The following is a 26,641-nucleotide window of genomic DNA, read 5'->3' as shown; positions in this document are numbered from 1 at the left end:
CGCCGCCGGTCAGGTCCGGACGACGAGGGTGTGCGCGGCCATGTCCCCGAGCCGCTGCCGGCGGGGGTTGGACAGGGCGACGACGAAGGCCACCAGGTAGCCGAGGAGGCCGTCGACCACCCGCAGCACGGTGCGGACGGCCGCGGCGGCGTAGCCCGGCGGCGTGGCGCCGGTCCGCTCGTCGACGACCCGGATCCCGGTCACCATCTTGCCCAGCGTCTGGCCGAGCGCCCCCTCCATGAGGGCGAAGTAGGCGAGGGCCGCCACCGCGTACAGCGCGGTCGCCCACGGCGGGGCGTCGGACACCCACTCCCACGGGCCGACCTGCTCGATGGAGTCGGTGCCCGCGGCCAGCAGGGTGAAGGCGGTGCCGACGACCACGCTGTCGATCAGCGTGGCCACGACGCGCCGGCCGGTGACGTGGACGTCGGTGGTCGCGGCGTACGGGGGGTGGAGCGCCGTCATGGCTGCCTCCTGCGGGGTGCGGGACGCGGACCGCCCCAGCCTCGCGGGGCGGCCCGGCCCGTCCCCACGCCCGGACGGCCCGGGCGCGCGGGGTCCTTCGGCCCCGGTCAGTCCCGCACGCGCAGCAGGACCTTGCCGGCGGCGCGGCGCTCGTCGAGCTCGGTGACCGCGGCCGCGGCGTCGGCGAGGTCGTGCACCGTGCCGAGCACCGGCTGCAGGCGGCCCTGCTCGAGCAGCGGCAGCAGGTCGACCCACTGCTCGCGCACGAAGCCGGGGTCGCCCGTCCAGAACGCGCCCCAGCCGACGCCGACCACCGAGACGTTGTTGAGCAGCAGCCGGTTGACCTTGACGGTGGGGATCTCGCCGCCGGTGAAGCCGAGCACCAGCAGCCGGCCCTCGCGGCCGAGGCTGCGCAGCGAGTCGGTGAACCGGTCCCCGCCGACCGGGTCGGCGACGACGTCGACGCCGCGGCCGCCGGTGAGCTCCTTGACCCGCTCGCGGAACCCGTCGGCGGGCACGACCTCGTCGGCGCCGGCGGCGCGGGCCACCTCGCCCTTGGCGTCGCTGGACACCACCGCGAGCACCCGCGCGCCGTAGGCCTTGGCCAGCTGGACGCCGGCCGTCCCCAGCCCGCCGGCGGCGCCGTGCACGAGCACCGTCTCGCCCTCGCGCAGCTGCCCGCGCCGGCGCAGCGCGAAGTGCATGGTCAGGTAGTTCATCGGCAGCGCGGCGCCCTGCTCGAAGGAGACCGCGTCGGGCAGCGGGAAGACGAAGCCCGGGTCGGCCGCGGCCACCTCGGCGAAGCCGCCGAAGCCGGGGAACGCGGCCACCCGCTGGCCGGCGGCGAGCCCGCTGCCCTCCGGGGCGCTGCGCACCACGCCGGCCACCTCGCTGCCGGGCACGAACGGCACCGGCGGCTTGAGCTGGTACTCGCCGCGGCTGAGCAGCACCTCGGGGAAGGTCACGCCGGCGACGTGCACGTCGATCACGACCCTGCCCTCGGCGGCGGGCTCGGGGACGTCGGCGACGGAGATGGCCGAGGGGCCGTCGAGGCGGGTGATCTGCGCGGCGCGCACGGGTCCTCCTGGGGGCTCGGGAGACGGTGCGGCGAGTGTGTCAGAGCACGCCCGCGGCCCCGCCGGCCCGCGGCGGGTGCCCCGCGGTCCCTACGTGCCCGCCGTCCCGACGGGCACGTCGAGCTGCACCTGCCCGGCCTCCTGGAAGGCGAACGTGACCTGCACGGTGTCCGTGGTGGTGATGTCGGCGGTCACGTCGTCGAGCTGCATCCGCGCCTGGCCCTGCGTGGCGTCGACCGAGCCGTCGGCGGGCAGGTCGATGCCGTCGGGGCTGCTGTCGCCCTGCTCGTCGAGGAGCGCGACCGACCCGGCGGCGGGCGTGCTCACCGAGACCAGCCGGTCGTCGGTGTCCCCGTCGTTGGTCAGCGCGGCGCGCAGGGCGACCGAGTCGCCGGCCGCGATCGTCGCGTCGGCGTCGAGGTACACGTCGCTCAGCGCGACCTGCCCGACCGAGCCGTCGACGCCCGGGGTGTCCGGCACCTCCTGGGTGGTCTCCGCGTCCTGCCCCGTGCCGCACGCGGCCGCGAGGAGGACGAGGACCGCCGCGCCGGACGCCGTCCCGAGGGGTGGGCGTGCTCTCCTCCGCTGCTCCACGGTCTCCTCCTGACATCGGGGCGGCGCGGTCCTCGTGCTCCCCGCGGCCGGTCGCGCGCCGCGTCCGGGCTCAGGCGCCGGGGGTGGCCTGCAGGTCCTCCCGCCGCCGGACGCGCACCGCGCGGAACGGCCGCCCGTGCGCCGGCTCCTCGACCCAGTCGACGGTGACCACCTGCCCGGCGCGCAGCACGCCGCCGGCCGGGTCGACGGCGTCGTCGTCGGCCCAGCAGTCGCCGGGCAGGCCGGGCACCTCGACGACGGCGCCGCGCGCCTGCTCGTCCCAGCGGACCACGGTGCCGGTGGACGTCCCCCTGCGCGTCATGCAGCGAGGGTGCGGGCCGCGGCGCCCCGTGGCAACGACGTGCTCCCGCGCACATCCCGGACGCCTGCGGCCCCGGCGGGCGTTGCACCTCCCATGAGCACCCCGAGCACGACCACCGAGCGGGCCCCCGGGACGGCCGGCCCGCTGACGGAGGCCGTCCTCGCCGACGGCACCCCGGCCCTGGTCTGGCCCCTGCTGGACACCGACGGCGAGGCGCTGCGGGCCGGCTACGCCGAGCTCTCGCCCCGGTCGCGGCGCGCCCGCTTCCTCACCGACCTGCCCGAGCTGTCGGACTCCCTGCTGCGGCTGCTGGTCGACGGCGTGGACGGCGTCGACCACGTCGCCGTCGTCCTCACCGCCTTCCCGGCCGGCGGCGGTGCCCGCCCGGTCGGCGTGGCCCGGCTGGTCCGCTGGCCGGGCGAGCCGGGGACGGCGGACGTCGCGGTCACCGTGCTCGACGCCTGGCAGGGCCGCGGCGTGGGCCGGGCGCTGCTGGACGCCGTGCTCGCCCGCCGGCCGCGCGACGTCGTCCGGCTGCGCACCACCGTCGCCGCGCACAACCGCGCCTCGCTGGGGATGCTGCGCCGGGCCGGGTCGATGACCGTGCGGCACGAGGGCGGCGGCGAGCTCACCGTCGAGGTCACCGACCTGCCCCCCGTCCCCTGACGCCGGACGCGCCGCGGGCGGCGGCCCGCCGGTCCTCGCCCAGCACCCCCTGGGCCGCGAGCCGCCCGCTGCGCCCTCCCCCGGCGCCGCGCAGCACGACCGCGACGCCCACGGCGGCCACCGCGCCGGCGGCGGGCCCGAGCAGGTAGGCCCACCACGCCGTCCAGTCGCCGAGGACGAGCGCCGGACCCAGCGACCGGGCCGGGTTCATCGAGGCGCCGCTCACCGGCGAGCCCCACAGCCCGGCCAGGGCGATGTAGCTGCCGACGCCGACCGCCGCGATCGGCCCCAGGTTCTGCGCCCCCGAGGACACGCCGAGGACCACGCTGACCAGCCCGGCGGTGAGGACGACCTCCCACAGCACCGCCGTCGTGACCGGGATCCCCGCGCCGGGCAGGGTGAGCCCGGCGCTCCCCTGCCGGCCGACCAGGGCCGCCAGCAGCAGGGTCGCGAGGACGGCGCCGAGGAACTGGGCGGCGACGTAGGCGGGCACCCGCCGGAACGGGAAGTCGCCGCGCAGCGCGAACGCGATGCTCACCGCCGGGTTCAGGTGCGCCCCCGAGACGGTGCCCATGGACAGGATGACCGCCGTGACCATGAGCGCCGGGGCGACGACCAGCGCGCCGTAGGGCACGGCCGACCCGCCGAAGCGGGCGTTCACCATCCCCCCGCCGACGGCCACGAGCACCAGCAGGAAGGTGCCGAACAGCTCACCGAACAGGCGCCGTCCCTCCTGGCGGCGGTCCCAGAAGTCGAACTCGTCGAGCATCGAGTCCGGCGTGCCCAGGGCGCGCAGCAGGCGCCGCTCCGGGGGTGCCGTCGTGTCGTCGGCCATCGCCACCTCCGCGCACCGGTCCGACGACGACCGTGGCAGCGCCCGCGCCCGCGGGCACCGTCCACGCGGGACGATCCTGCGGCCGCGACTCATCCGGTCCGGGCGACGTGCGGGCGGGCGGACCGGACGAGGCTGCGCGTGCCGGACGCCCGTCGACCGCACAGGGAGTGGCCATGACGACGACCGACCGACCCGTCGTCCCCGACGGGCTCCCCCGGCTGCGGGCGGGGTGGCACGCGTCGCCGGAGCAGGGCGCGTGCCTCATGGAGTACGTCTCGGTGCTCGCCGGCGCCTCCTTCGACGACCACCCCCGCTGCACCGACCCCACGCTGGCCGCGCTGGCCCGGCTGGTGAACGACGCCTCCACCGACGACGGCCGGCCGCTGCTCGCCGCCTTCGCCCCCGCCCTGGCCGGCACCGCCCGCTTCCGGGACGCCCGCCGCACGGCCGCCGTCGTCTCCGCCGCGGTGCGGGCCGCCGGCGCCGCGGCGGAGCACCCGGCCGTGCTGCGCCGGCACCTCGCCCGCGCCGGGCGCCGGTGCGCCCGGGTCGCCGGCGCCGGGCCGTGGGCCGACCTCGCCCGGCGGCTGGACCCGCTGTACCGGCAGGGGCCGGGGCGCCACCTCCTGGAGGCGGCGGTGGCCGCGCTGCGGGACCTGCCCGGACCGCGGCGGGACGCCGCCCTGCGGGCCACGCTGGGCGCCGCGATCGCCGCCGCCCGCGAGCCGGTGCCCGGCGAGGTGGTCCCGTCAGCTCACGTGCCGGGTCCCCGGCCGGACCAGCTCCAGGCGTAGCGGCCGTCGTCGGAGGCGGTGCCGGCCTCGCCCAGCTCGAGCGGGCGGAACGTGTCGACCATGACCGCCAGCTCGTCGAAGCGCTCCGCGCCGAGCGACCGCTCGACCGCGCCCGGCTGCGGGCCGTGCGGGTGCCCGCCCGGGTGCAGGCTGACCGATCCCTTCCCGATGCCCGAGCCCTTGCGGGCCTCGTAGTCGCCGTCGACGTAGAACATGACCTCGTCGGAGTCGACGTTGGAGTGGTGGTAGGGCACCGGCACGGCCAGCGGGTGGTAGTCGACCTTCCGCGGCACGAAGTTGCAGACGACGAAGTTGGTGCCCTCGAACACCTGGTGCACCGGCGGCGGCTGGTGCACCCGCCCGGTGATCGGCTCGAAGTCGGCCACGTTGAAGGCGTAGGGGTAGAGGCAGCCGTCCCAGCCGACGACGTCGAAGGGGTGCTCCGGCGTCACGTGGACGGTGCCGGCCAGCCCGCCGGGTCCGGCGCCGCGGTGCTTGACGTACACCTCGACGTCGCCGCCCTCGGCCAGCAGCGGCCCGTCCGGCCCGCGCAGGTCGCGCTCGCAGTAGGGCGCGTGCTCGAGGAACTGCCCGTACCGCGACAGGTACCGCCTGGGCGGCGCGATGTGGGAGTTGGCCTCGATCGCGTAGGTGCGCAGCGGCTCCTCGCCGGTGGGGACCCAGCGGTGGGTGGTGGCCCGCGGGACGACCGCGTAGTCGCCCGGGCCGACCTCCAGCGCGCCGAACACCGTCTCCACGGTGGCGGTGCCGCGCTCGACGAACACGCACTCGTCGCCGACCGCGTTGCGGTAGTAGGGGCTGGGCAGCGACGAGACCGCGTAGGAGATGCGGACGTCGGCGTTGCCCAGCACCAGCCGCCGGCCGGTGACCGGGTCGGCCGCCTTGTGCTCCTCGCCGGGGAACAGGTCGTGCAGCCTGAGGTGCCGCGGCACCAGCGGCGCGTTCGGCGTCAGCGTCTGGTCGGGCAGCTCCCAGGGGCGGGCGTCGACCAGCGCCGAGGGCAGGCCGCGGTGGTAGAGCAGCGCGGAGTCGCTGGAGAAGCCCTCCTCCCCCATCAGCTCCTCGGCGTACAGGCCGCCGTCGGGCCGCCGGAACTGCGTGTGCCGCTTGGGCGGGACCTCGCCCACGCGCCGGTAGTACGCCACCGTTCCTCCCTCCCGAGCGGCGGAGATGGCCATGTCCGCCGCTCGACGTTCAGAAGTTGCCGCGCCTGGCCTGCTCGCGCTCGATGGCCTCGAAGAGCGCCTTGAAGTTGCCCTTGCCGAAGCCGAGCGAGCCGTGCCGCTCGATGAGCTCGAAGAACACCGTCGGCCGGTCGCCGGTGGGCGTGGTGAAGATCTGCAGCAGGTAGCCGTCCTCGTCGCGGTCGACGAGGATCCCGCGGGCCTGCAGCTCCTCGATCGGCACGCGCACCTCGCCGATGCGGGCGCGCAACTCGGGGTCCTCGTAGTAGGAGTCCGGCGTGGCGAGGAACTCCACGCCCTCGGCGCGCATCGCGTCGACGGTGCCGACGATGTCGTTGGTCGCCAGCGCCACGTGCTGGGCGCCGGGGCCGCGGTAGAACTCGAGGAACTCGTCGATCTGCGACTTCCTCCTCCCCACCGCCGGCTCGTTGAGCGGGAACTTCACCCGGTGGTTGCCGTTGGCGACGACCTTGCTCATCAGCGCGGAGTAGTCGGTGGCGATGTCGTCGCCGATGAACTCCGCCATGTTGGTGAAGCCCATGACCCGGTTGTAGAAGTCGACCCAGCGGTCCATGGCGCCGAGCTCGACGTTGCCGACGACGTGGTCGACGGCCTGGAACAGCCGGCGCGGGCGCCCGGGCCGGGGCCGGTGGGACGACGTCCGGGCGACGTAGCCGGGCAGGTAGGGGCCGGTGTAGCGGGAGCGGTCGACGAGGGTGTGCACGGTGTCGCCGTAAGCGCCGATGGTGGCCAGCCGGACGGTGCCGTGCCCGTCGGTGAGGTCGTGCGGCTCGGCGACGACGGTCGCGCCCTGGGCGCGGGCGTGGGCGACGCACCGGTCCACGTCGGGCACGGCGAGGGCGATGTCGACGATGCCGTCGCCGTGCGCGCGGTGGTGGTCGGCGCGCGGGCTGGCGGGGTCGTAGGCGCCGGTGACGACGAAGCGGGCGGCGCCGGAGCGCAGCACGTAGGCGCGGTGGTCGCGGTTGCCGGTCTCGGGGCCGGAGTAGGCGACCAGCTCCATGCCGAAGGCGGACTGCAGGAAGTGCGCCGTCTGCACGGCGTTGCCGACGACCCACACCAGCGCGTCCCACCCGGTGACCGGGAACGGGTCGGCCGACCCGTCGTACTGCACCAGGCCGACCAGCTGCTCCAGTTGCCGCAGGTCGAGTCCGGCCAGGCGCTCCTCGTCATTGAGGGTCTGCTCGATCGACACGGGAGCCTCCTCCGCGCGGGGACGTGGGGGAAGCCCACTGCGGGAGGCCGTCCTGTGCAACCCTGACCGCTCGTGCTGGTCCGGCTGCACCGCTGGCCCAGCGGACCGGCCCGCCGGCTGGGCAGACTGCACAGCTCGCACCCGGGAGGACGCATGCCGCTCGACGCGCTGGACGTCGCGGTGCTGGAGGCGCTGCGCGCGCACCCCCGGGCCGGCGCGCTGGAGCTGTCCCGGCTGCTCGGGGTGGCCCGCGCGACGGTCACCGCCCGCATCGCCCGCCTCGAGCAGTCCGGCGTCGTCACCGGCTACGGCCCGGACGTCGACGTCGCGGCGGCGGGGTTCGGCGTCCAGGCGTTCGTGACGCTGGAGATCGCGCAGGGCGCGATCGAGGCGGTCCGCGCCGACCTCGAGGCCATCCCCGGCGTGCTGGAGGCGCACGCGACGACGGGCAGCGGCGACGTGCTGTGCCGGGTGGGCGCGGCGTCGCACGAGGCGCTGCAGCAGGTGCTGGTCGACCTCAACCGGTCACCGTCGGTGGTCCGCTCGACCAGCGTCGTCGCGCTGTCGGAGCTGGTGCCGCGGCGGACCCTGCCGCTGCTGCGGACCGGCGCCGCCCCGGACGCCGGCCGCTCGCGGATGCCCCGCGTCTGACCGCGGCCGGCCCCAGGCGCCCCGGTGGCGTCAGGCGGTGGCCTCCCCGGGCGCCGCGGCCCAGGTGAGCGGGCGCCCGGTGCCGGTGCGCACCACCGTGACTGGGCACGGCGCGTGGTGGACCAGCTGGTCGCCGGTCGACCCCAGCAGCAGCCCGGCGAACCCGCCGCCGCCGCGGGCACCCACGACGAGCAGGTCCGCGCCCCCGGCCGCCTGGATCAGGGCCCCGGCCACCGGGCCGTGCACCGCGTGCGTGTGCACCCGCACCGCCGGGTCCAGGCCGGCCGCGGCGACACACCGCTCCAGGTCGTCGCGGACGGCGCGCTCGGAGTCCTCGAGCGGCGGCACGTAGCCCGGTCGCCACGTCGACGGCCGCGGCGCGGTGGTCAGGCTCCACGCCCGCAGCACGTGCAGCGGGAGGCCGGTCCGCCCGGCCAGGCCGGCCGCCCACACCAGCGCCTCCTGGGCGCCGGCGGAGCCGTCGTGCCCGACGAGCACCCCTCCGTCGATGGTCACGGACTCGCACACCTCGGCCACCGGCCCGGTCCCTCCTCGCGGTCGACGCCCCGCACGGCGCCCGCCGGTCGCGGGCGGGTGGCGGCGCCGGCGGGGCGGGCACGGCGCCGTCACACGGGCAACTGCCCGGCGGCCCGCGGAGTTCCGCGGGCCGGGGCCGGGGGCTCAGGCGGCCAGGCCGGTGAAGGCCGGCGTCGCCTCCTCGCCGTCCCAGTTCACGCGGAAGGAGAAGGCCTCCTCCAGCGCCGCCAGGTACCGGTCGGCCTCGTCCTGGGTGATGGTGCCCTCGGCGAGGAGGGTGTCGACGGCCGGGCTGTACTCCGCCACCAGGGCGTCGACGAGGGTCTGCGGGTCGATGCCGAGGTCCTCGGCGACGGCGGCCAGGTTCTGCCCCGCCTCCATCCGCACGTGCAGCTCGTCGTGGCTGATCGTCAGGACCTCGTCGAGCACGTCCTCGACGGGCTGGTGGCCGCGGTGCAGGCCGAGGCCGGCGTCGCCGTAGGCCTCCTGGACCAGCTCGACCAGCTGTTCCTCGGTGGTGACGGAGGAGACGTCGACGCCGCCCGGCCCGCCGCCCTCGGCCCCGCCGCCCGGGAACCCGGTGTCGGTCGTGGTGCCGGTGTCGGTCGTGCTCGTGCTGCTGGTGCCGGTGCTCGTGGTGGTGGCCTCGGCGGTCGTGCCGCAGGCGGCGGCGACGGGGACGACGGCGGCGAGGAGGACGGCGGCGAGGGTCGTGCGGAGCTTCACGGGAGGCTTCTCTCGATTCGGGAGGACTCGGTCGGGCACCACGGTGGGCGGCGGCTCTCCGGCTCCGCTGGGCATCCGCTGTGAGGACGCTGTGACACGTGCCGACCGCGCTGCGTCACGTCCTCACAGCCGGCGTCCGGGAACTCCACAGGGAGGACCGGCACGGTCGGGTCCCATGTCCTCCTCTCCACGCCGCCGCGTGCTGGCCGCCGGCGCCGCCCTCACCGGCGCGCTGACCAGCGGCCTCGTCCTGCTTGCGCCCGCCGTCGCGAGCGCGCACAGCCTGGACAGCAGCACGCTGTCGGTGCGGGTGGGCGAGGACGCGGTGGACACCACCGTGACCGTCGCCCTGCAGACGCTCGACGAGACGCTGGGCACCGAGTGGACGGCGGCCACCGACGTCGACTCCTACGCCGACGCCGTCATCGCCTACGTCGACGAGCACCTGACCGTCACCGGCTCCGACGGCACCGCCTGGACCGAGGCCTACACCGCCGTCACCGAGGAGTCGGTGGAGGGCATCGACTCCGTGAGCATCGAGGTCACCCTGGACCCCGGCGGCGCCGACCCGTCGGCGTTCACCCTGTCCTACGACGGGATCATCGAGGCCGACCCGGCGCACGAGGCCGTCGTCGTCCTCACCGACGCCGCCGGCGACATCTCCACCGCCGGCGTCCTCACCGCCTCCGACGGCACCCTGCAGGTCGGGGACGTCGCCTCCACTGGGATCGCCGACATGGTCGGGTACGGCCTGCACCACGTGCTCGAGGGCGCCGACCACCTGCTGTTCCTGCTCACCCTGCTGCTGGTCGCGCCGCTGGTCGCGGTCGGCGGGCGGTGGCGGCGGCGGGAGGGCCCGGGGCCGACGCTGCGCCGGGTGCTCGCCGTCGTCACCGCGTTCACCGCGGGCCACTCGCTGACGCTCGTCGCGTCCGCGCTGGGCTGGGTGTCGGTGCCCGGGGCGCCGGTCGAGGTCCTCATCGCCGTCTCGGTCGGGGTGGCGGGCGTGCACGCGGTCCGGCCGCTGGCCCGCCGCGGGGAGGTGCTGGTCGCCGGCGGCTTCGGGCTGGTCCACGGGCTGGCCTTCGCCGGCATCCTCACCGGCCTCGGCCTCGACGGGGCGGCGTCGGTGCCCGCGCTGCTGGCCTTCAACGGGGGCGTCGAGCTGGCCCAGCTGCTCACCGTGGCGCTGGTCTTCCCGTCGCTGTACGTGGTGTCCCGGACCCGCTGGTACCCGGCACTGCGCCTGACCGGCGCGGCCGTGGCGCTCGCCGCCGCCACCGGCTGGGCGCTGGACCGGCTCGGCCTGCTCGCGAACCCGCTGGCCGGGGCGGAGGAGGCCGTCGTCGCCCACCCCTGGTCCGTCGTCGCCGGGCTCGCGCTCGTGGCGGCCGGCTGCCGGGCGGCCGACCGCCGGCGCCCGTCCCGCCCGGCGGGTGCGGCACGGGACGCGGTGCCGGTCCCGTCGGCCCGCTGATGTCGGCCCGACGACGTCGCCCCGCTCCCCGTGCGTGGGCGCGCCGCGGCGTGGGTACGCGGGCACCCGCACGGAGCCGGGACGACACGGGTCCCGGCCGTGTCCGGCGGCGCGGGCGGGCGCCGGACATGGTCCGGTACCCAGGGGACGGGACACATGGACGGGACGACGTGGGCGCACCGGCCGCCGCCCGTCCCGAGCGCCCGGGCCGCCACGGTGTGGCGCGGGCAGGTGCGCAGTGCCGCCGAGCTGACGCGGGTCCGGATGCGGCTCCGCGGGGCGCTGGCCGCCGACGGGCTGCCCGAGGCCACCGGGGAGCGGCTGCTGCTCGCCGTCGAGGAGCTCGTGTCCAACGGCCTGCGGCACGGGCGGCCGCCGGTGACCGCCGCCGTGACCGCCGACGGCGGCTGGCTGCTCGAGGTGTCCGACGCGGCCGGCGACTGCCCGCCGGTCCCGGCGGTCGACCGGGACGCGGCCACCGGCGGCATGGGCCTGCCGATGGTGGCCCGGCTGTCGGCAGCGCACGGCTGGCACGCCGACGGCGACCGGAAGACCGTCTGGGCGTGGCTCGGCTCCCCGGCGCCGCCGGCGCTCCTGCTGCCCGAGCGGGTGGCGCGGGCCACCCAGCGGGCCCGCGAGCTCGGCCGGCTCCTGGCCGACACCGACACCCGGCTCGCCGCGACCTTCGACCGGCTGACCGCCGAGGCGGCGGCGCGCGGCCGGGCCGACCGCGCCGACAGCTACCGCACGGTCGCCCGGCGCATCCGGCGCGACGCGGCGCAGGGCCGGCGGGCCGGCCGCCGGCCCTGACCCCTCGCCCGCGCGGACCGCGCGCGGTCAGGCCGGCGCGGGGCGGCGCTTCTCCGGCTTCGTCCGGGTCTCCGGTGCGCTCCGCGGCGCGGGAGGAGCCGGCTCCGACCAGCTCTCCGCGGCGGTCGGCACCTGCTCCTCGTCCGCGCGGTCCTGCTGCGACGCGGCGGCCGCGCCGCGCGCGGTCGGCCACTTCAGCTCCAGCTCCAGCTCGATCTCGTCGCCGTCGACCTCCACCTCCAGCTCGCAGCGGAGCCGGTCCCCGACCGACAGCTCGACGGTGCTGGTCCCCAGCCGGACGGCGACCTCGCCGTCGTCGGACTCCAGCCCCTCCGCCAGCGACCGGAGGAGGCGGGCGACCTCCGGGCGGCTGAGCGTCAGCTCCTGCTCGATCTTCACGTCCGCCACGGCCGTCTCCGTCCTCCCGGGCGCGCCGCACGGTGCACCGCACCTGACGACCACGGTGGCACGCCGGGCCGGTGGCGTCGACGGTCCCGGCCTCCGGCATCCGGACGATCCGGTCCGCCATCCCTCCGGGATGAGTCCGCCACGGCGGAGCGGCGGGACCGTGTCGGTCATGGACGCAGCAGTGCGTGTGACCCCTCGCAGGAGCGACACCAGGATCACGGGGTGGCACCGGGACGCGGCGCGCTTCCTAGCCGGCTGCATCGGCACCGGGGCCGTGCTCGGGGCCGCGGTGGCGGTCGCGCGAGGACCGCACGACTGAGCCCGGCGGCGCGGGAGCCGCGCCCGCGCCGACCGGAGCGTGCCGCCCGGAGGCCGACCGGCCCGTCGTCCGGCCGCGTCCCGGCCCGTCCCCCGGGGGTCGTCCCCGGCGGACGAGGCGCCGCCGGCCGGCCGGGCGGCTACCCGGCCAGCAACCGGTCGGCGTACTCGGGGAACCACTGCCCGGCCGGCGGCTCACCCCGCCCGCACTCGCCGTCGGAGTCACCGGGCTGCTTGATCCACAGCAGCGCGTCGACCCGCTCGATGCCGGTGTCGGTCGTGGGCGGCTCCCCCAGCCGCATCCCCGAGGGGTTGCACCAGGCGGAGTGGTCGCCGTCGCCGCCGTCCGGCGGGGGGCCGGCGCCGTTGCGGCTGGTGTCGACGACGAAGTGCGCGCCGCCGACCCGGTCGGAGAGCTGCGTGCCGTACGCCGCCGTCGCCTCGGTCGTCTCGAAGTTGCTGGTGTTCAGCGCGAAGCCGTCGGCCTCCTCGATCCCGGAGGCGAGCAGCGCGTCGGCGAGGGCGTCCTGGTCGTCGATCCAGCTGGCGTTGCCCGCGTCGACGTAGACGGCGGTCTCGGGCTGGCGGCCGAGGATGCGCACGGCCTCGCGCAGCATGCTGTAGCGCTCGTCGGCGGACTGCGAGCCGGCGCACCCCTCCAGCGCGTGCGGGATGGCGTCGGGCTCGAGGACGACGACGGCCGGGGCGTCGCCGATGCCGGCCGCGAGCGAGCCCAGCCAGTCCAGGTACTCGTCGACGTCGGCGGCACCTCCGGAGCTGTACTGACCGCAGTCGCGCTGGGGCAGGTTGTAGGCCACCAGCAGCGGCACCCGCTCGACATCCTGGGCCGCGGCGGTGAGCTCCCGCGCCGTGCGGTAGGGGTCCACCCCGCCGGCGAGCCAGGTGCCCGTCGGCCGGTCGGCGATCCGCCGCAGCCGCTCCGCCGTGGCCTCGTCGCCCCGCTCGGAGGCCGCCGCGACCGCCCGGGCGGCGGTGCTCCCCGGGTTGGCGTAGAGGACGTTCCAGGCCAGCGGGTTGCCCTCGCCGCCGGGCTGGTCCAGCCCGGCGGAGCTGTCGGCGGGGGCGCCGGCCGGGGCCGGCGGGTCGCCCGCGCCGCAGCCGGCCAGCACGGCGACGGCGGCCAGCGCGGCCGCGACCCGGCTGCGCGTCGTCCGGCCCCGCCTCATCGGACGTGCACCCAGCGGGCCACCGACGGCACGCCGTCGGCGTCGACCAGGAAGAGCATGTACCAGCCCGCCGGGGTGAGCCCCTCGGCCGGGTCCAGCCTCAGCTGCAGGTCGCAGGCCGCCCCGTCGCCGGGACAGGGACCGGACACGTCCAGCGCGACCGACCGCTGCTCCACGTCGGTGACGTGCGTGACCGCCGACGGGCGCATCAGCCGGGCCGCGGTCACGGCACCGGTCGCCCGCACCGGGAAGGTGGTGCCCCGCTCGACCTCGGCCGGCGCCTCGGTGACCCGGGGGCGCTCGCCGCCGGTGTGCAGGTACGGCGGGGTGTAGATCTCCACCCGGGTCTCGAACGTCCCCGGGCGCGTGTTCTCCGCGTCGGCGTACAGCGGGTCCGAGCCGAGCGTGACCACCCGGCCGTCGGGCAGCAGGAGCGCCTCGGAGTGGTAGTTCCGGCCGACCTCGTTGGGCGCGGCGGCGGCCGTGGTGTTGGTGCCGGCGTCGTAGAGGACCGGGGCGTGGGTGTCGCTGTCGCCGTTGCCGCGGTAGCCGGTGCTGCCGCCGGTGAGCAGCACCCGGTCGTCGGGGAGGACCACCGTGGAGACGTACCGCGCCGGTGCGGGCAGGTCCGGCGCCGGGGTCCAGTGGGCGTCGTGGGTGTCGGTGTCGATGACGTCGACCCGCGCGGTGCTGCCCTCGCCCTCCCCGACCTCGCCGCCGCCGGCGATGAGCACCTGCTGCTCCTGCGCCGGCGGGAGCAGCACCGACGACGCCGTCTCGTTCATGTGCGGGTCGCGCAGCCCCGGCACGGGGTCGAACGAGTTGTCCGTCAGGTCCCAGTAGCCGGGCGTGCGGCCCTCCGTGGCCGGGCCGTAGCCGGCGTTGGACGAGGTGTAGAACAGCCGGTCGTCGGCCAGCCGCAGCAGCGCGGGGTAGGTCGGGAAGTAGCGGAACAGCTCGGGCCGCTCGCGCCACTGCCCGGTGGCCCGGTCGAACACCTCGATCTCGCCGGCCGAGGGGCGGCCGTACTCGTCGAGCCCGCTGACCGCCATGACGTCACCGCCGGCCACCGGGACGAGCGTCGGGTACCAGCGCGAGTGGTTGAGGTCACCGACCCGCTCGTAGCGCTCGGTGGTGACGTCGAAGACGTAGGAGTCGGGGATGCCGCGGTACTCCTGCTTGTCCAGGCTGATCGTGTCGGCGATCCCGTAGACGTCCTGGGCCTGCCGGCCGGCCAGCCCCTCGACGGCGAACTGCGCGCCGCCGCGGACGACGGGGTCCTCCCCCTCCTCCAGCGCCTCGACCCACACCGTCGTCTCCGACGCCATGTGCATCGGCTCGCCGTCCATCACGTGCTGGACGGCGGGGGTGACCAGCGCCTGCGCCGTGGCGCGGTAGCGCTGCCCGTCCTCCCCGACGAAGACGGTGCCCTCCTCGAGGGTCGCCGTCAGGGTCGGGTCCTCGTTCTTGACGGTCATGACCCCGGCGGCGTGCGTGACGTCGTCGGCGAGCACCTCGTACCGGCTGGTGCCGCCGGCGATCAGGACGTTGCCGTCGGGCAGCTGCGCGTGGCCGCCGCAGAAGAGGTCCTCCGGCGTCTCGACGTGCTCGTAGGTGTCCGCGGCCGGGTCCCACAGCACCGTCTCGAAGGTCCCGGCGTCGAAGGCGGCCTGGTCGTTGCCGGACCCGGCCACGACCAGGACCTTGCCGGTGCGCAGCAGGACGGCGTGAATGGCCCGGACGCGGAACTCCTCCGGGAGCTCCACGGTCTCCCAGGAGCCGTACTGCGCCGTGTACTCGGGCCGGCTCTGCTGGTACCCGGTCACGAGGTCGTTCGCGGCCGCCCCGGCCACCTGCGCGTTCACGCTGCCGACGGCCAGTGCCGCGGTCGTCACGATCGCGACGTTGCGCGCGCGGCGGCGCCGGGGCGCCCTCCCGCCGAAGCCCTTCATCGCTGCCCTCCCTCGGTGCCTGTGGTGACCAGCTGCTGTTCGGCGGGCAGCGGCGGTGCGGGTGCGACGGTGTTGCCTCTGAAGCGGACGGTCCGCGGTGCGGTGGCGGCGGGACGGGGCGCGGCGGCGGGACGCGGCCGGCGGCGCTGCGCGGCCCAGATGAGGACGGGCAGGAGGCAGGTGAGCAGCGCGAGCAGCGCCCAGCCGCGCATCGCCGGGTGGTCGTGGCCCAGCGGCACGGACGCGAGCAGCGCCGCGCCGAGCACCCCGCCCCAGGCGAGGTTCTTGCGGAACGTCGCGAGCCGGTCCGGGTTGCTGTCGTCGCCCTTCGGCGTGACCGCGAAGGGCACGTTCCGCCCCCGGACGGCGTCGGCCAGCGCCGTGACGTACACGGGCGCGGAGAGCACCGACACGAACATGCCCGACAGCCCCGAGGAGCCCTCCTCCTCGTGCGGCGACACGTTGTAGCGCCGGTTCCAGAAGTAGACGCCGACCTGCAGGGCGGCCGCGTTGACGTACAGCACCGCCCAGAGGTTCGCCGCCACGACCACGCCGCCCACCCCGGTGACGAGGTACAGGCAGAGGTTGACCGACCCGAGCACCCAGCTGACGGCGGCGGACGGGTAGTAGGACATCAGCAGCCCGTAGTGCAGGGCCCGCGCCGGGGACAGCCGCCGGACCCGCCGCCAGAACTGCCGCAGCACCACCTCGTCGGTGCCCCGGGCCCACCGGTTCTGCTGGACGAAGTAGTCGCTCCAGCTCGTCGGGCCCTCGCCCACGGCGAGCACGTCCGGGGTGTAGACGCTCTTCCAGCGCCGGCCGGTGTCCGGGTTGCGCGAGGAGTGGAGGACCAGCGACGTCGCGGCGTCCTCGGTGATGCTGTCGGCCAGGCCACCGACGTCGGCGAGGGCCGACAGCCGCACCGCGTTGTTGGTGCCCACGAACATCGCCGAGGTGCTGCGGTTGCCCGCCCGCTGCAGGACCGCGTGGAACAGGTACTGCTGCGACTCCGCGGCGCGGGTCGTGAAGTTGTCGTAGTTGCCGTAGACCTGCGGGCCGACGACGAAGGCGACGTCCGGGTCGCGGAAGTAGCCCATGAGCCGCTCGGCGATGTTCGGCAGGGGTGCGTGGTCGGTGTCCACGCTGATCCAGAAGTCGTACTCCTCGCCGTGCCGGGCGAGCCACGCGTTGTAGTTGCCGTGCTTGGTCCGGCGCTTGTGCGCGCCGGACCCGGTGTTCCACGCGGCCACCCCGCGACGGCTGAAGTGCCGCACGCCCAGGCGGGCGCACATGGCCCTGATCCCGTCGTCGTCGCCCTCGTCGAGCAGCCACACGTCGAGCGGGCCGTCGTGCCGCACGCGCAGCGCGGCGCGGAGGGTGTTCTCCACCATCGCCACCGGCTCCTTGCCGGGGACGATCGTGGTGAGCAGCGCCAGCCGGGTGCCGGTCTCGGGCCGCACCGGGAGGGGGTCGTGCGCGTTCCAGGTGGCCAGCGCCAGCGTCACCACGTTGACCAGCCGCAGGACCTCGATGAGCCCGATGGTGACGACCATCGTGAGGCTCAGGTACCAGGTCCAGCCGCCGGTGTCGGCCGGCCAGTGCGCGGGCCGGAGCAGCCACACCAGGAACAGCAGCTCCAGGACGATGGCGGCCGCGCTGATGACCAGGGCGCGCCCGCGCCGGCGGTCCCGCCGCACCAGCCGCTCGAACTGCACGGTGTAGCCCTCACCGGCCTCCCCGAGGGGGCCGGCCAGCGTGCTGTAGGCGTCGTACGGGTACTGCGGCGGCGCGCTGGCGCCGTCTCGGATTGCCACCGATCACTCCCACCGGCTCACCTGTCACCGGCGGCCTCGCTGCGGTGCGCCCCGGGCCCGGTCGGTCCTCCGGCGCTGCACCACGTGGATCGGGAGGGGTCTCTCCCGCCGGAGCGACGGTACGGACCGATCCGCCCCCCACGAGCGGCCTCGGCGGCTCCCGGCCCCGGCCCGGACGGCGCGGTCTCCCCGTGTGCCCGACCGCTGACGAGGCGTGACGCGCGCGCCGCGGGAGCGGCCGTCCGGCGCTGTCAAACACCGGTGCCGCATGGGCAGGAACACAGCCCCGGCCGGCCGCCCCGACCGGCGTGTCCGCCCGGCGAGGAGGGACCGGCGCGGGGCCGGGGCGGTCAGCCGCGGCCGCGCCGCCTCCGGACCGTCCGCCACACCACGTAGCGGACCAGCCAGCCCAGGGCCACGGCGCCGGCGCCCAGCAGACCGGCGATCACCAGCAGGCGGCCGCTCAGGCGCGGCTCGGGCAGAGCCATGGGAGCAGCCTCCTCCCTCACGGGCGGATCCGCCGGGGTCGCCGGCGCGGCGCCCGCGGGTCCGGGTCCCTGGCCGGGGCGGGGCGGACCGCCGTCAGCCCTCGCCGTCCTCCCCGCCGTCGCCGGCGGGTGCGCCCAGGGCGGCGCGCAGGTCCGCGACGGCGGCGCCCAGCGCGGCGGCGCCGTCCCCGGTGAGGCGGTCGTGGCGCCGGAGGTCGTCGAGGCGGCGCTCGAGGTCGTCGACCTCCCGCGCCACCCGGTCGGGGTCCTCCCGGTCCAGCGCGCGCTCGACGTCGGCCACCCGGCGGTCGACGTCGCGCCGTCCCCCGCCGGTCAGCGCGCCCCCCGCCTCGGCCTGCTCGACGGCCGCGCGCAGCCCCGCCAGCGCCGACCCCACCGGGTCCGCCGCGGGCGCCGGGGCCGCGGGCGGGGTGGTCACCGGGGAGGTCGGGACGGCCGCCGGCGGCGGCACGGGCGGCGGGCTCGGGGCCGGCGCCGACGACGGGGTGGCCGCTGCGCCACCCGTGGCCGCCCCGCTCCCTCCGCCGGTCAGCAGGGCGGCGGCCACGGCCAGGGCCCCGGCGCCCACCCCCACGGCGGCCAGCAGCCGCACCGGGCGCCGTCGCCGCAGGGTGCCGTCCGCCGGGGTGAGGTGCTCGGAGGGGGCGGGCCGCGGGAGCACCCGCGTCGGCGCGGGGCCGGGTGCGTCCGGCGCTCCCGCGAGCGCTGCGGCAGCCTCCGCGGCCGTCGGCCGGGCGGCGGGGTCCTTGGCGAGCATCCGGCCGAGCAGCCGGTCCACCGCGGCCGGGGTGTCCGGCCGCAGGGGCACGGCCGAGGGGACCGGCGCGTGCAGGTGCTGGGCGAGGACCGCGACGCCGTCGGCCTCGAACGGCGGGCGGCCGGTCAGCAGGGTGAACAGCGTCGCGCCCAGGCCGTAGAGGTCGGCCTCCCGGCCGGCCGGCGCCCCGGCGACGACCTCCGGCGCGAGGAACGGCGTGCTGCCCAGCACGAGCCCGGTGCCGGTCAGTGGAGCGGCGCCGGGGCCGCCGTCGGCCAGCCGGGCGATGCCGAGGTCCACCAGCACGCAGGAGCCGTCCGCGGCGAGCACGAGGTTGGCCGGCTTCACGTCCCGGTGCACGATGCCCGCGGCGTGGGCGGCGGCCAGGGCCTCGGCGGCCTGCCGGCCGTACCGGGTGACGTCGGGGACCGGGAGGGGCCCGTCGCGGCCGAGGAGGGCCTGCAGGTCGGGGCCGGGCAGCAGCGGCATGACCAGCCAGGCGGCTGCCGCGTCCACGCCGACGTCGAAGACGCTCACCACGTGCGGGTGATCGAGCGCGGCCAGCGCCCGGGCCTCGCGGCGGAAGCGGGACGTCCCGGCACGGTCGGCGACGGCGGGGTCGAGCACCTTGACCGCGACCCGGCGGCCGAGGGCGACGTCGGTGGCCGCGTGGACGGTGCCCATGCCCCCGCGGCCCAGCACGCCGTCCAGCCGGTACCGGCCGCCCAGCGTCGTCCCCTCCACCCGCACCTCCCTCGTCGCCGCGGGCCGGGACCGGCCCCGTCCGAGGATGCCCGGCGGTGGCGGCGGGTGGGCGGCGCAGCGCCGGTCGGTGCCCTCAGCGCCCGCGGCCGGCGTTGAGCCGGGCGGCCTGGCGCAGCAGGTGGTCGCGCTCGGCGAGGTCGGTCGCCTTCGCGGCCGCCTCGGCGTACAGCCGCGCCGCCGTCGCGAGGTCGCCGTCGCGCTCGTGCAGGTACGCCGCGACCGCGGTGTGGCGGGGCAGGTCGTCGTCCAGGACCGCGAGCGCGGCCAGACCGGCGCGGGGCCCGTCGGCCTCGCCGACGGCCACCGCCCGGTTGAGCCGGACGACCGGGCTGCCGGTCAGGCGGACGAGCTCGTCGTACCACTCGACGATCTGCACCCAGTCGGTCTCCGCGGCGGTGGGCGCGTCCGCGTGCAGGGCCGCGACGGCGGCCTGGGCCTGGTACTCCCCCAGCCGGTCCCGGGCGAGGGCCGCCTGCAGGATCGCGACGCCCTCGGCGACCATCCCGGTGTCCCACCGGCTCCGGTCCTGCTCGGCGAGCGGCACCAGGCTGCCGTCGGGCGCGGTCCGGGCGGGGCGCCGGGCGGAGTGGAGCAGCATGAGGGCCAGCAGCCCCGCCACCTCGGGGTGGTCGACCACGGCCGCGAGCTGCCGGGTGAGCCGGACGGCCTCGGCGGCGAGGTCGACGTCGCCGGAGTAGCCCTCGTTGAAGACCAGGTAGAGGACGCGCAGCACGGTCGCGACGTCGCCGGGCCGGTCGAACCGCACGCCGGACACGGTGCGCTTGGCCCGGCTGATGCGCTGCGCCATCGTCGCCTCGGGCACCAGGTAGGCCTGCGCGATCTGGCGGGTGGTCAGCCCGCCGACGGCGCGCAGCGTGAGCGCGACCGCCGACGACGGCGTCAGCGACGGGTGGGCGCACAGGAAGTAGAGGTGCAGCGTGTCGTCCGCGCCGGGCACGGGCCCGGGCGCGGGCTCCTCGTCGACGGCGTCCTCGCGCCGGCGGCGGGCGGCGTCGGCCCGGGTCGCGTCGAGGAACCGGCGCCAGGCCACGGTGACCAGCCAGCCCTTCGGGTCCCGCGGCGGGTCGGCCGGCCAGGTGCGCACCGCCTCCACCAGCGCGTCCTGCACGGCGTCCTCGGCCGCCGCGAAGTCGGCTCCGCGGCGGACGAGGACGCCGAGCACGCTGGGGGTGAGGCTGCGCAGCAGGACCTCGTCCAGCGGGGCGGTCATCCCTCGATGGTGGGCGGCGCGCCGAGGAAGGGGCGCACCTCGAGCCACTCGTGGATCGGCTCCCCGCCCGCCCCGGGGGCGGCCGACAGCTCCCCGGCCAGCTCGACGGCGCGCTCCTGGCTGTCGACGTCGATCACCATCCAGCCGGCGATGAGGTCCTTGGTCTCGGCGAACGGGCCGTCGGTGACCGGCGGGCGCCCCTCGCCGTCGTACCGGACCCACATCCCCTCGGGGGACAGTGCCTGCCCGTCGACGAACTCACCGGTCCCCTCCAGCCGGGCCGCGAAGTCCTCCATGTACCGCACGTGGGCGGAGATCTCCTCCGGCGTCCACTTCTCCATCGGGACGTCGTTCACCGCCGCCGGGGCGCCGCGGTAGTGCTTGAGCAGCAGGTACTTGGCCATCGTGGTCCCTCCTCGGTGGTGCGGCCCATCCTGGCCGCTCGCACCCCGGGGACGGAGCCGGTCCCGCGTTCTCGACATCGCCCCCTGTCCTCCTCACCTGGCGAGGACCGACAGGACGCTGTGCGCCGGCGGTGGGGATCATCGCCTGGCACATCGGCACGCCTGGGCAGGTGCGAGGGCTCGGGAGGCGGACCGGACGTACCAGGCCGGCTCAGCCGGACCTGTCGGATCAGCCGCCTCGGCGACGTCGGGTCGGGGGGGGTGCGTCGACCGCGAACTGCTCCGCACGAGAGCCTGGACGGGTCGAGTCCCGGAGCCAGGTGTGCGCACCCGCTCACCCTCTTGACGGCGTGGACTCGCGGCTTGCGCGCTCGGCCAGGCCCAGCGCCTGGGCCAGGACCAGCTTCACCGGCCGGTTCAGCGCCGCGGCTGCGCGAACGACGTCCTCCCACTCCGGCATGGCGTTGACCACGCTCCCGTCGGGGCCCAGTCCGAGCTTGACCGCGACGGGCTGCCCGTCGACGTCGACGGTCCGGAAGGCACGGGCCAGGGCATGGCGCGAGACGACGGTCTCACGGACGCCGAGCGTCGTCGTCTCCCGCAGCAGGACCCCGCGGACGGCGGCCGCGGTGTCCGGATCGGCCAGTACGCCGACCACGTGCGCCGGACGGCCCTTCTTCGTGAGCACGGGGGTCAGCCAGGCGTCGCGTGCCCCCGCCGCGAGCAGTGCCTCGATGACCACCGGCCAGGCGCGCGGGTCGAGGTCGTCGACGTTGGCCTCGAGCTGGACGAGGGTCCCGGCCTGCTCGGCCCCGGGCTGCTCGCCCACCACCAGGCGCACCACGTTGGGCCGGGAGTGCGGGTCCCGGCGGCCGGCCCCGGTCCCGGTCACGGGCGCATGCAGCAGCGGCAGGTGCCCGGACGCCGTGGCGAGCGTGGTCACGAGGGCCACCCCGGTCGGCGTCGCGAGCTCCTCGTCGTCCGGGCCACCGTGAGCCAGGAGGTCCGTACCGGCCAGCAGCGCCAGGACCGCGGGTCCCGGCACCGGCAGCCGCCCGTGCGCCGTGCGGACGTGCCCGCCGCCCAGCGCGACCGGCGACACCACCAGCCGGTCGAGGCCGAGGGCGGCGAAGCCGGCGCACGCGCCGACGACGTCGGCGACCGCGTCGAGCGCGCCGACCTCGTGGAAGTGGACGTCGTCGGCCGGGACGCCGTGCACGGACGCCTCGGCCCGCGCCAGCGCGGCGAACACCGCCGACGCCGAGGACCGCAGCGGCTCCGGCAGCCGGGCGAGCAGCGCCCGGACGTCGGCCCACGTGCGGTCCGGCTGCCCCTCCACCGGAGCGTCGACGTGCACCCGGGTCGCGGCCAGCCCGGCCCGCCGGACCCGCTCGGCGCGCAGGGCGATCGGCAGGTCGAGCGGGGCGAGCGCCGCGGTGAGCGCCTCCAGCGGCACCCCGGCGCCGACCAGCGCCCCGAGGAGCATGTCGCCGGAGACCCCGCTGCCCAGATCCAGCCAGCCGACCCGGCTCACCTCGGCTCCCGCCCGGCGGCGATGCTGCGGGCCACCCGCGCGGCGAACACCCCCGCGCCGAAGCCGTTGTCGATGTTGCAGACCACCACGCCCGGCGCGCAGGAGTTCAGCATGCCTAGCAGCGCGGACAGGCCGCCGAAGCTGGCGCCATACCCGACGCTGGTGGGCACCGCGACGACCGGCGTGCCGACCAACCCGCCGACGACGCTGGGCAGCGCGCCCTCCATCCCGGCCACCACGACGACCACGTCGGCGTCGTCGAGGACCGGGCGGGCGGCCAGGACGCGGTGCAGCCCGGCCACCCCGACGTCGGTCACGCGGACGACGCCGGCGCCGTGCACGCGCAGGGTCACGGCGGCCTCGGTGGACACCGGCTCGTCGGAGGTGCCGGCGCTCACGACCGCCACGCGTCCGGCGGGGGCGGGCAACGGCCCGATCGCGACGGTGCTGCGCTCGACCAGCAGGTCCGGCCACCGGGCGGCGAGGGCCGACACGGTGTCCGGGGCCGCCCGGGTGACCAGCGCCGGCCGTTCCGGCGCCGCCTCGCGGAGCGTCGCGACGATGGCGACCACCTCGTCGGCGGTCTTGCCGGCGGCGTAGACGACCTCGGGGTCGCCGGTGCGCCCGAGCCGGTCGGTGTCGACCCGGGCGAAGCCGAGGTCGACGAAGCCGGGGTCGTTCACCGGGCCACCGGGGTGAGGTCGAGGGTGAAGGCGCGGCCAGGCCGGTAGGGCTGCTCGTCCAGTGCGGCGGTCCGGAGGGCGGGGTCGACCGCGCGCATCGCCGCGAGGACGGCGGCGACGACGGCCGGGGTCACCCGGTCGCGGTCACTGTGCGGCACCTCGATGCGGACGTCGTCCTCCCGCAGCCGGCACCGGACGACGGCCACGCCGGTGCGCGCGGTCAGCAGGGCCTCGCCGACCTCGACCGCCTGCAGCCGGGCCGGTGTAACGGCCGTGCCGGTGTAGAGCCGGCTGGCCAGGCAGGGCGAGGCGGGCAGGTCGGCGCAGTTCAGGTCCAGGTCACGAGCGAGGGCGCGGACGTCGGCCTTGGTCGCACCGACCTCCACGTAGGGGTGCCGGACGCCGGCCTCGGCCGCGGCCCGCAGGCCCGGCCGGTACTCCCCCAGGTCGTCGACGTTGGCCCCGCTGAGCAGCGTGTGCGTGCCGCCGACGGCCGCCACCAGGTCGTGCATGGCCTCGTACAGGTGGGACTTGCAGGTGAAGCAGCGGTCCCGCGGGTTGGCGAGATACCGCTCGTCCTCGAACTCCCGCGACCGGACCGTCCGCAGGTCCCAGCCCTCCTCCGCCGCCGTCCGGAGCACCCGGGCGGTGGCCGCCGCGGGGACGGCCGGGGTGATGCTGTGCACGACCAGCGTGGTGGCGGGCGAGGAACGGTGCGCGAGCGCCGCCAGGGTGAGGCTGTCGACGCCACCGCTGCAGGCGACGGCACGGACGGGCACGTGCGCCAGCCAGTCCAGCAACTGCGGCCTCATGTCCGTCCCTGCCTCACGGTCCGACCGGATGGTCACCCACGGCATCCCATCCCGGCAGAGGCAACGAGGCAATCGGTTGCCCTCTGCTGCCTGGTGGGATCCCTCGGATGCGGCGTGGCTCGGTCCGTGACACCGGGACCACGGACAGGCGCTGGCAGGTGTGCTGCAACGAGACCGCAGTGACGGGGAGCGGCGTGTGCTGGGGGTACACGACCACTCGGCAGCACCACCGCCGACACGACTGCCCGCCCGAACGGAGACGTCGGCGGGTCGTGCCCTCGAGCGGCGTCCAGGTGGAGCGGCTGCCGCTGTGCGCTGCGCCGCACGGTCTCCGCGAGTGGTGCAGGTCGGGATCGACGGCTCGGCTGCCGGGCACAGCGCGGTCCGGCCCGAGTCGTCCCCGATGACCTCCCGCCCGTGATCATCCGGACGCGACGACGCCCAGCGGCCATGCGATGCATGAGCACGTGTCGGCACGCCCGACAGGTCGGCGGAGTGCAGGCGCCCTCCTGCGCCACCGGCTTCCCGCTGCGGTGCTGCCGGAGCTGCCGGCCGGGGGGCCGGTCACGCGGGGACGTCGTCCCGCCGCCGGCGCGGGGCGCGGACGACGTCGACGCTCAGCCCCGCGCCGGCCGCCGCCACCAGGCCGGCGAGGAGGAACGGGACGAGGAAGCCGCCCGTCGTCTCGGCGAGCCAGCCGCCGAGCGGGGGGCCGGCCAGCTGCGCCAGGCCGAAGGCGAGGGTGCAGCGGCCGAAGGCCCCGGCGAACTCCCGCGGGGTCAGGGAGTCCGACAGGTGGGCGGCGATGACCGCCGGCAGCCCGGACATCGTCAGCCCGAACAGCAGCGCCGACGCCGAGGCCGGCGGCTCGGCACCCAGCGGCACGAGCAGGATCGCCGCGGACATGAGGAGGTAGCCGCCGACGAGCGTGGGACCGCGGCCCCACCGGTCCGACAGCGGTCCGAGCACGATCCCGCCGGCGACCAGCCCGACGCCGACGAGCGTGTACACCGCCGACGCGTGACCGGCCGAGAAGCCCGCGTCGTCCTCGAGGGCGGTCACCAGGTAGCTGGTGTAGACGGAGTAGGCCAGGCCGTACGCGGCGTAGCCGCCGGCCAGGCCGATCCACCCGGGGACCCGGCGCAGCGCGCCCGCGCGCACGGGGACGTCGTCGTCGCGGCGGGGCGCCGGGCGCAGCAGGAGCAGGCACAGCACCAGGACGACGACGGCGATCGCGGCCTCCACCAGGTACACCGTGCGCCAGGAGGCGTCCCCGCCCCAGGACCGCAGGAGCCAGGTCAGGGCGCTGGCCAGCACGATCCCGCCGCCGATGCCCGAGCCGGCGACGCCGATCGCCGCGCCCCGGCGGGAGGGGCGGACGACGGAGCCGGCGAGCCCGGGGGCAGGCACCCAGATGAAGGCCCCGCCGACGCCGGTCAGGGTGAGCCCCACCGCGAGGCCGCCGGCGCCCCCGGCGACGGAGAGCAGGCCCAGCCCCGACACGCTGCAGGCGAGCCCGGCCTTGATCAGCGCCGCCGGCCGGGCCCGGCGGGACACCGCGCTGACCGCGACGGTGCCGAGCAGGTAGGCGGTGACGTTGGCCGTGGCGACCAGCCCGGCGACGGCGTAGGACCCGAGCAGGTCGCGGTCGATCGCCGGCAGCAGCAGGGCGTAGGAGAACCGGCCGAAGGCCTGGGCGACGGCGGAGGCCAGCGCCACCAGCAGGACCAGCCCGCGTGGACGCAGCCGCACGTCCCCACCTCCGCACCCGCCGGCCGGCGACGCCGGGGCGCGTCACCGCGCCGAGTCCACCACCCCGCCGGCCGGACGGCGAGCCGCTCGGGACCCGGCGCACCGCCGGTCCCGCGCCCCGCCGCCTCCGCGAGGGAGCCGGACCGACGGCGTCGGCGCTGTGCCCACTGCGGTCCCCGTCCGGGTGAGGGAGGGACCGGCGGTCCGTGGATGACCGCTCCCGGCGACGGTAGGAACGAGGCAGCACCGACGAGGGAGGCGACGTGATCGACCGGGCCGGGCTCGCGGAGTTCCTCCGCCGCCGTCGGGAGGCGCTGCAGCCGGAGGACGTGGGCCTCCCCCGCGGGCCGCGCCGCCGGACGAGCGGGCTGCGGCGCGAGGAGCTCGCCGTCCTCTGCCACATGTCCACCGACTACTACGCGCGGCTGGAGCAGGAGCGCGGGCCGCAGCCGTCGGAGCAGATGGTGGCCGCGATCGCGCAGGGCCTGCACCTCTCGCTCGACGAGCGCGACCACCTGTTCCGGCTGGCCGGCCACCGGCCACCCGCCCGCGGCGCCGACGGCGAGCACGTCGGCCCCGGGCTGCTGCGCATCCTCGACCGGCTCGGCGACACCCCGGCAGAGATCGTCACCGAGCTCGGCGAGACGCTGCGGCAGACCCCACTCGCCGTCGCGCTCACCGGGGACGCGACCCTGCGCACCGGGCCGGCGCGCAGCCTCGGCTACCGGTGGTTCACCGACCCCGCCACCCGGGCGCTGTACGCCCCGGAGGAGCACGCCTTCCTGTCCCGGCTCTACGCCTCCGGCCTGCGCGAGCTGGTCACCCTGCGCGGCCCCGGCTCGCGAGCCGCGCGCCTCGCCGAGCTGGCGCTCGCCCGCAGCGAGGAGCTCCGCCGGCTGTGGGACGTGCACGAGGTCGGCATCCGCCCGCGCGAGGTCAAGCGGTTCCTCCACCCCGTCGTCGGCCCGCTGGAGCTGGCCTGCCAGTCGCTGGTCGACCCCGACCAGTCGCACCGGCTGCTCGTGTACACCGCCGTCCCGGGCAGCGAGAGCGCCGAGCGGCTGCAGCTGCTGGCCGTCCTCGGCACCTCGGCGGTGCCCGCGGACCGGGGGGGGGGCCCCGGGGCCGCGGCGGGGCGCGG

27 protein-coding genes are annotated in these 26,641 nt (G+C 76.9%); 6 read left to right on the top strand and 21 right to left on the bottom strand.

Features of this window, described 5'->3' with window-relative positions; all coding sequences use genetic code 11:
* Positions 1 to 9 precede the first annotated feature (9 nt).
* The 4 genes from ACI8AA_RS18555 to ACI8AA_RS18540 all read right to left on the bottom strand — a co-directional run bounded on the left by ACI8AA_RS18555 (position 10) and on the right by ACI8AA_RS18540 (position 2,457).
* Positions 10 to 465 (bottom strand): RDD family protein, encoded by a 456-nt coding sequence (locus ACI8AA_RS18555; RefSeq protein ID WP_457045861.1) that lies wholly within the window; start codon positions 463 to 465, stop codon positions 10 to 12.
* A 107-nt stretch (positions 466 to 572) separates the two neighbouring features.
* Positions 573 to 1,541, bottom strand: coding sequence for an NADPH:quinone oxidoreductase family protein (locus ACI8AA_RS18550; RefSeq protein WP_457045860.1), 969 nt, complete (start codon positions 1,539 to 1,541; stop codon positions 573 to 575).
* 90 nt (positions 1,542 to 1,631) lie between these two features.
* On the bottom strand, positions 1,632 to 2,135 hold the full coding sequence (locus ACI8AA_RS18545) for a copper chaperone PCu(A)C (RefSeq protein WP_457045859.1): 504 nt from the start codon (positions 2,133 to 2,135) through the stop codon (positions 1,632 to 1,634).
* Between the two features lie 70 nt (positions 2,136 to 2,205).
* A complete protein-coding gene (locus ACI8AA_RS18540) occupies positions 2,206 to 2,457 on the bottom strand; it encodes a hypothetical protein (protein ID WP_457045858.1) in 252 nt (83 codons plus the stop codon).
* Between the two features lie 93 nt (positions 2,458 to 2,550).
* Between ACI8AA_RS18540 and ACI8AA_RS18535 the strand changes: the two genes are divergently transcribed.
* Complete coding sequence (locus tag ACI8AA_RS18535) at positions 2,551 to 3,123, top strand: N-acetyltransferase family protein (RefSeq protein WP_457045857.1); 573 nt, start codon at positions 2,551 to 2,553, stop codon at positions 3,121 to 3,123.
* On the opposite strand, the gene ACI8AA_RS18530 is transcribed toward ACI8AA_RS18535, so the two are convergent.
* Positions 3,098 to 3,958, bottom strand: a complete 861-nt coding sequence (locus tag ACI8AA_RS18530; protein ID WP_457045856.1) for an MIP/aquaporin family protein — start codon at positions 3,956 to 3,958, stop codon at positions 3,098 to 3,100. The two genes, ACI8AA_RS18535 and ACI8AA_RS18530, sit on opposite strands and share 26 nt — an antisense overlap.
* 173 nt (positions 3,959 to 4,131) lie before the next feature.
* On the opposite strand from ACI8AA_RS18530, the gene ACI8AA_RS18525 reads away from it, so the two are divergent.
* Positions 4,132 to 4,752 carry a hypothetical protein gene (locus ACI8AA_RS18525; RefSeq protein ID WP_457045855.1) on the top strand — a complete coding sequence of 207 codons (621 nt, stop codon included), beginning with the start codon at positions 4,132 to 4,134 and terminating at the stop codon, positions 4,750 to 4,752.
* On the opposite strand, the gene ACI8AA_RS18520 is transcribed toward ACI8AA_RS18525, so the two are convergent.
* The gene (locus tag ACI8AA_RS18520; protein ID WP_457045854.1) at positions 4,713 to 5,918 is read right to left on the bottom strand and encodes a homogentisate 1,2-dioxygenase; all 1,206 of its coding nucleotides are present in this window, start codon (positions 5,916 to 5,918) and stop codon (positions 4,713 to 4,715) included. The two genes, ACI8AA_RS18525 and ACI8AA_RS18520, sit on opposite strands and share 40 nt — an antisense overlap.
* Before the next feature lie 49 nt (positions 5,919 to 5,967).
* Positions 5,968 to 7,173: a 4-hydroxyphenylpyruvate dioxygenase gene (gene hppD, locus ACI8AA_RS18515; RefSeq protein ID WP_457045853.1), complete on the bottom strand. Its 1,206-nt coding sequence runs from the start codon at positions 7,171 to 7,173 to the stop codon at positions 5,968 to 5,970.
* Positions 7,174 to 7,326: 153 nt separating this feature from the next.
* On the opposite strand from hppD, the gene ACI8AA_RS18510 reads away from it, so the two are divergent.
* On the top strand, positions 7,327 to 7,824 hold the full coding sequence (locus ACI8AA_RS18510; RefSeq protein WP_457045852.1) for an Lrp/AsnC family transcriptional regulator: 498 nt from the start codon (positions 7,327 to 7,329) through the stop codon (positions 7,822 to 7,824).
* 30 nt (positions 7,825 to 7,854) lie between these two features.
* Here ACI8AA_RS18510 and ACI8AA_RS18505 read toward each other — a convergent pair whose 3' ends face one another.
* Positions 7,855 to 8,340, bottom strand: coding sequence for a universal stress protein (locus ACI8AA_RS18505; protein WP_457045851.1), 486 nt, complete (start codon positions 8,338 to 8,340; stop codon positions 7,855 to 7,857).
* A 165-nt stretch (positions 8,341 to 8,505) separates the two neighbouring features.
* On the bottom strand, positions 8,506 to 9,087 hold the full coding sequence (locus tag ACI8AA_RS18500) for a hypothetical protein (RefSeq protein WP_457045850.1): 582 nt from the start codon (positions 9,085 to 9,087) through the stop codon (positions 8,506 to 8,508).
* A gap of 175 nt (positions 9,088 to 9,262) precedes the next feature.
* Here ACI8AA_RS18500 and ACI8AA_RS18495 point away from each other — a divergent pair, with 175 nt between their 5' ends.
* Together ACI8AA_RS18495 and ACI8AA_RS18490 are read left to right on the top strand one after the other, a co-directional pair.
* Entirely contained in the window at positions 9,263 to 10,564 is a 1,302-nt protein-coding gene (locus tag ACI8AA_RS18495; RefSeq protein ID WP_457045849.1) for a HupE/UreJ family protein, read from the top strand.
* 156 nt (positions 10,565 to 10,720) lie between these two features.
* Positions 10,721 to 11,374: an ATP-binding protein gene (locus ACI8AA_RS18490; protein WP_457045848.1), complete on the top strand. Its 654-nt coding sequence runs from the start codon at positions 10,721 to 10,723 to the stop codon at positions 11,372 to 11,374.
* 27 nt (positions 11,375 to 11,401) lie between these two features.
* Here ACI8AA_RS18490 and ACI8AA_RS18485 read toward each other — a convergent pair whose 3' ends face one another.
* The 12 genes from ACI8AA_RS18485 to ACI8AA_RS18430 form a co-directional block, all read right to left on the bottom strand.
* Complete coding sequence (locus ACI8AA_RS18485; RefSeq protein WP_457045847.1) at positions 11,402 to 11,782, bottom strand: amphi-Trp domain-containing protein; 381 nt, start codon at positions 11,780 to 11,782, stop codon at positions 11,402 to 11,404.
* A gap of 458 nt (positions 11,783 to 12,240) precedes the next feature.
* On the bottom strand, positions 12,241 to 13,287 hold the full coding sequence (locus ACI8AA_RS18480; RefSeq protein WP_457045846.1) for a glycoside hydrolase family 6 protein: 1,047 nt from the start codon (positions 13,285 to 13,287) through the stop codon (positions 12,241 to 12,243).
* Positions 13,284 to 15,239 carry a radical copper oxidase GlxA gene (gene glxA / locus ACI8AA_RS18475; protein ID WP_457045845.1) on the bottom strand — a complete coding sequence of 652 codons (1,956 nt, stop codon included), beginning with the start codon at positions 15,237 to 15,239 and terminating at the stop codon, positions 13,284 to 13,286. The genes ACI8AA_RS18480 and glxA overlap by 4 nt, the downstream gene beginning before the upstream one ends.
* The gene (locus tag ACI8AA_RS18470) at positions 15,236 to 17,053 is read right to left on the bottom strand and encodes a glycosyltransferase family 2 protein (RefSeq protein ID WP_457045844.1); all 1,818 of its coding nucleotides are present in this window, start codon (positions 17,051 to 17,053) and stop codon (positions 15,236 to 15,238) included. Before ACI8AA_RS18470 ends, glxA begins: the two co-directional genes overlap by 4 nt.
* A 350-nt stretch (positions 17,054 to 17,403) precedes the next feature.
* Positions 17,404 to 17,541, bottom strand: a complete 138-nt coding sequence (locus ACI8AA_RS18465; RefSeq protein ID WP_457045843.1) for a hypothetical protein — start codon at positions 17,539 to 17,541, stop codon at positions 17,404 to 17,406.
* A gap of 94 nt (positions 17,542 to 17,635) precedes the next feature.
* A complete protein-coding gene (locus ACI8AA_RS18460; RefSeq protein WP_457045842.1) occupies positions 17,636 to 19,063 on the bottom strand; it encodes a serine/threonine-protein kinase in 1,428 nt (475 codons plus the stop codon).
* A gap of 94 nt (positions 19,064 to 19,157) precedes the next feature.
* Positions 19,158 to 20,315 carry an RNA polymerase sigma factor gene (locus ACI8AA_RS18455; protein ID WP_457045841.1) on the bottom strand — a complete coding sequence of 386 codons (1,158 nt, stop codon included), beginning with the start codon at positions 20,313 to 20,315 and terminating at the stop codon, positions 19,158 to 19,160.
* On the bottom strand, positions 20,312 to 20,719 hold the full coding sequence (locus tag ACI8AA_RS18450) for a YciI family protein (protein WP_456928795.1): 408 nt from the start codon (positions 20,717 to 20,719) through the stop codon (positions 20,312 to 20,314). Before ACI8AA_RS18450 ends, ACI8AA_RS18455 begins: the two co-directional genes overlap by 4 nt.
* Before the next feature lie 334 nt (positions 20,720 to 21,053).
* Positions 21,054 to 22,253, bottom strand: a complete 1,200-nt coding sequence (larC, locus tag ACI8AA_RS18445) for a nickel pincer cofactor biosynthesis protein LarC (RefSeq protein ID WP_457045840.1) — start codon at positions 22,251 to 22,253, stop codon at positions 21,054 to 21,056.
* Positions 22,250 to 22,936 (bottom strand): nickel pincer cofactor biosynthesis protein LarB, encoded by a 687-nt coding sequence (larB, locus tag ACI8AA_RS18440; protein WP_457045839.1) that lies wholly within the window; start codon positions 22,934 to 22,936, stop codon positions 22,250 to 22,252. Before larB ends, larC begins: the two co-directional genes overlap by 4 nt.
* The gene (locus ACI8AA_RS18435; protein ID WP_457045838.1) at positions 22,933 to 23,748 is read right to left on the bottom strand and encodes an ATPase; all 816 of its coding nucleotides are present in this window, start codon (positions 23,746 to 23,748) and stop codon (positions 22,933 to 22,935) included. The genes larB and ACI8AA_RS18435 overlap by 4 nt, the downstream gene beginning before the upstream one ends.
* Before the next feature lie 564 nt (positions 23,749 to 24,312).
* Entirely contained in the window at positions 24,313 to 25,500 is a 1,188-nt protein-coding gene (locus tag ACI8AA_RS18430) for an MFS transporter (protein WP_457045837.1), read from the bottom strand.
* Positions 25,501 to 25,763: 263 nt separating this feature from the next.
* Between ACI8AA_RS18430 and ACI8AA_RS18425 the strand changes: the two genes are divergently transcribed.
* The coding region (locus ACI8AA_RS18425) for a helix-turn-helix transcriptional regulator (protein ID WP_457045836.1) at positions 25,764 to 26,641 on the top strand (878 nt) is incomplete at its 3' end.

Source organism: Geodermatophilus sp. SYSU D01180 (genome assembly GCF_054050415.1).
The sequence above is the reverse complement of the archived record's forward strand: the minus strand, read 5'-3'. Positions and strand labels throughout refer to the sequence as shown.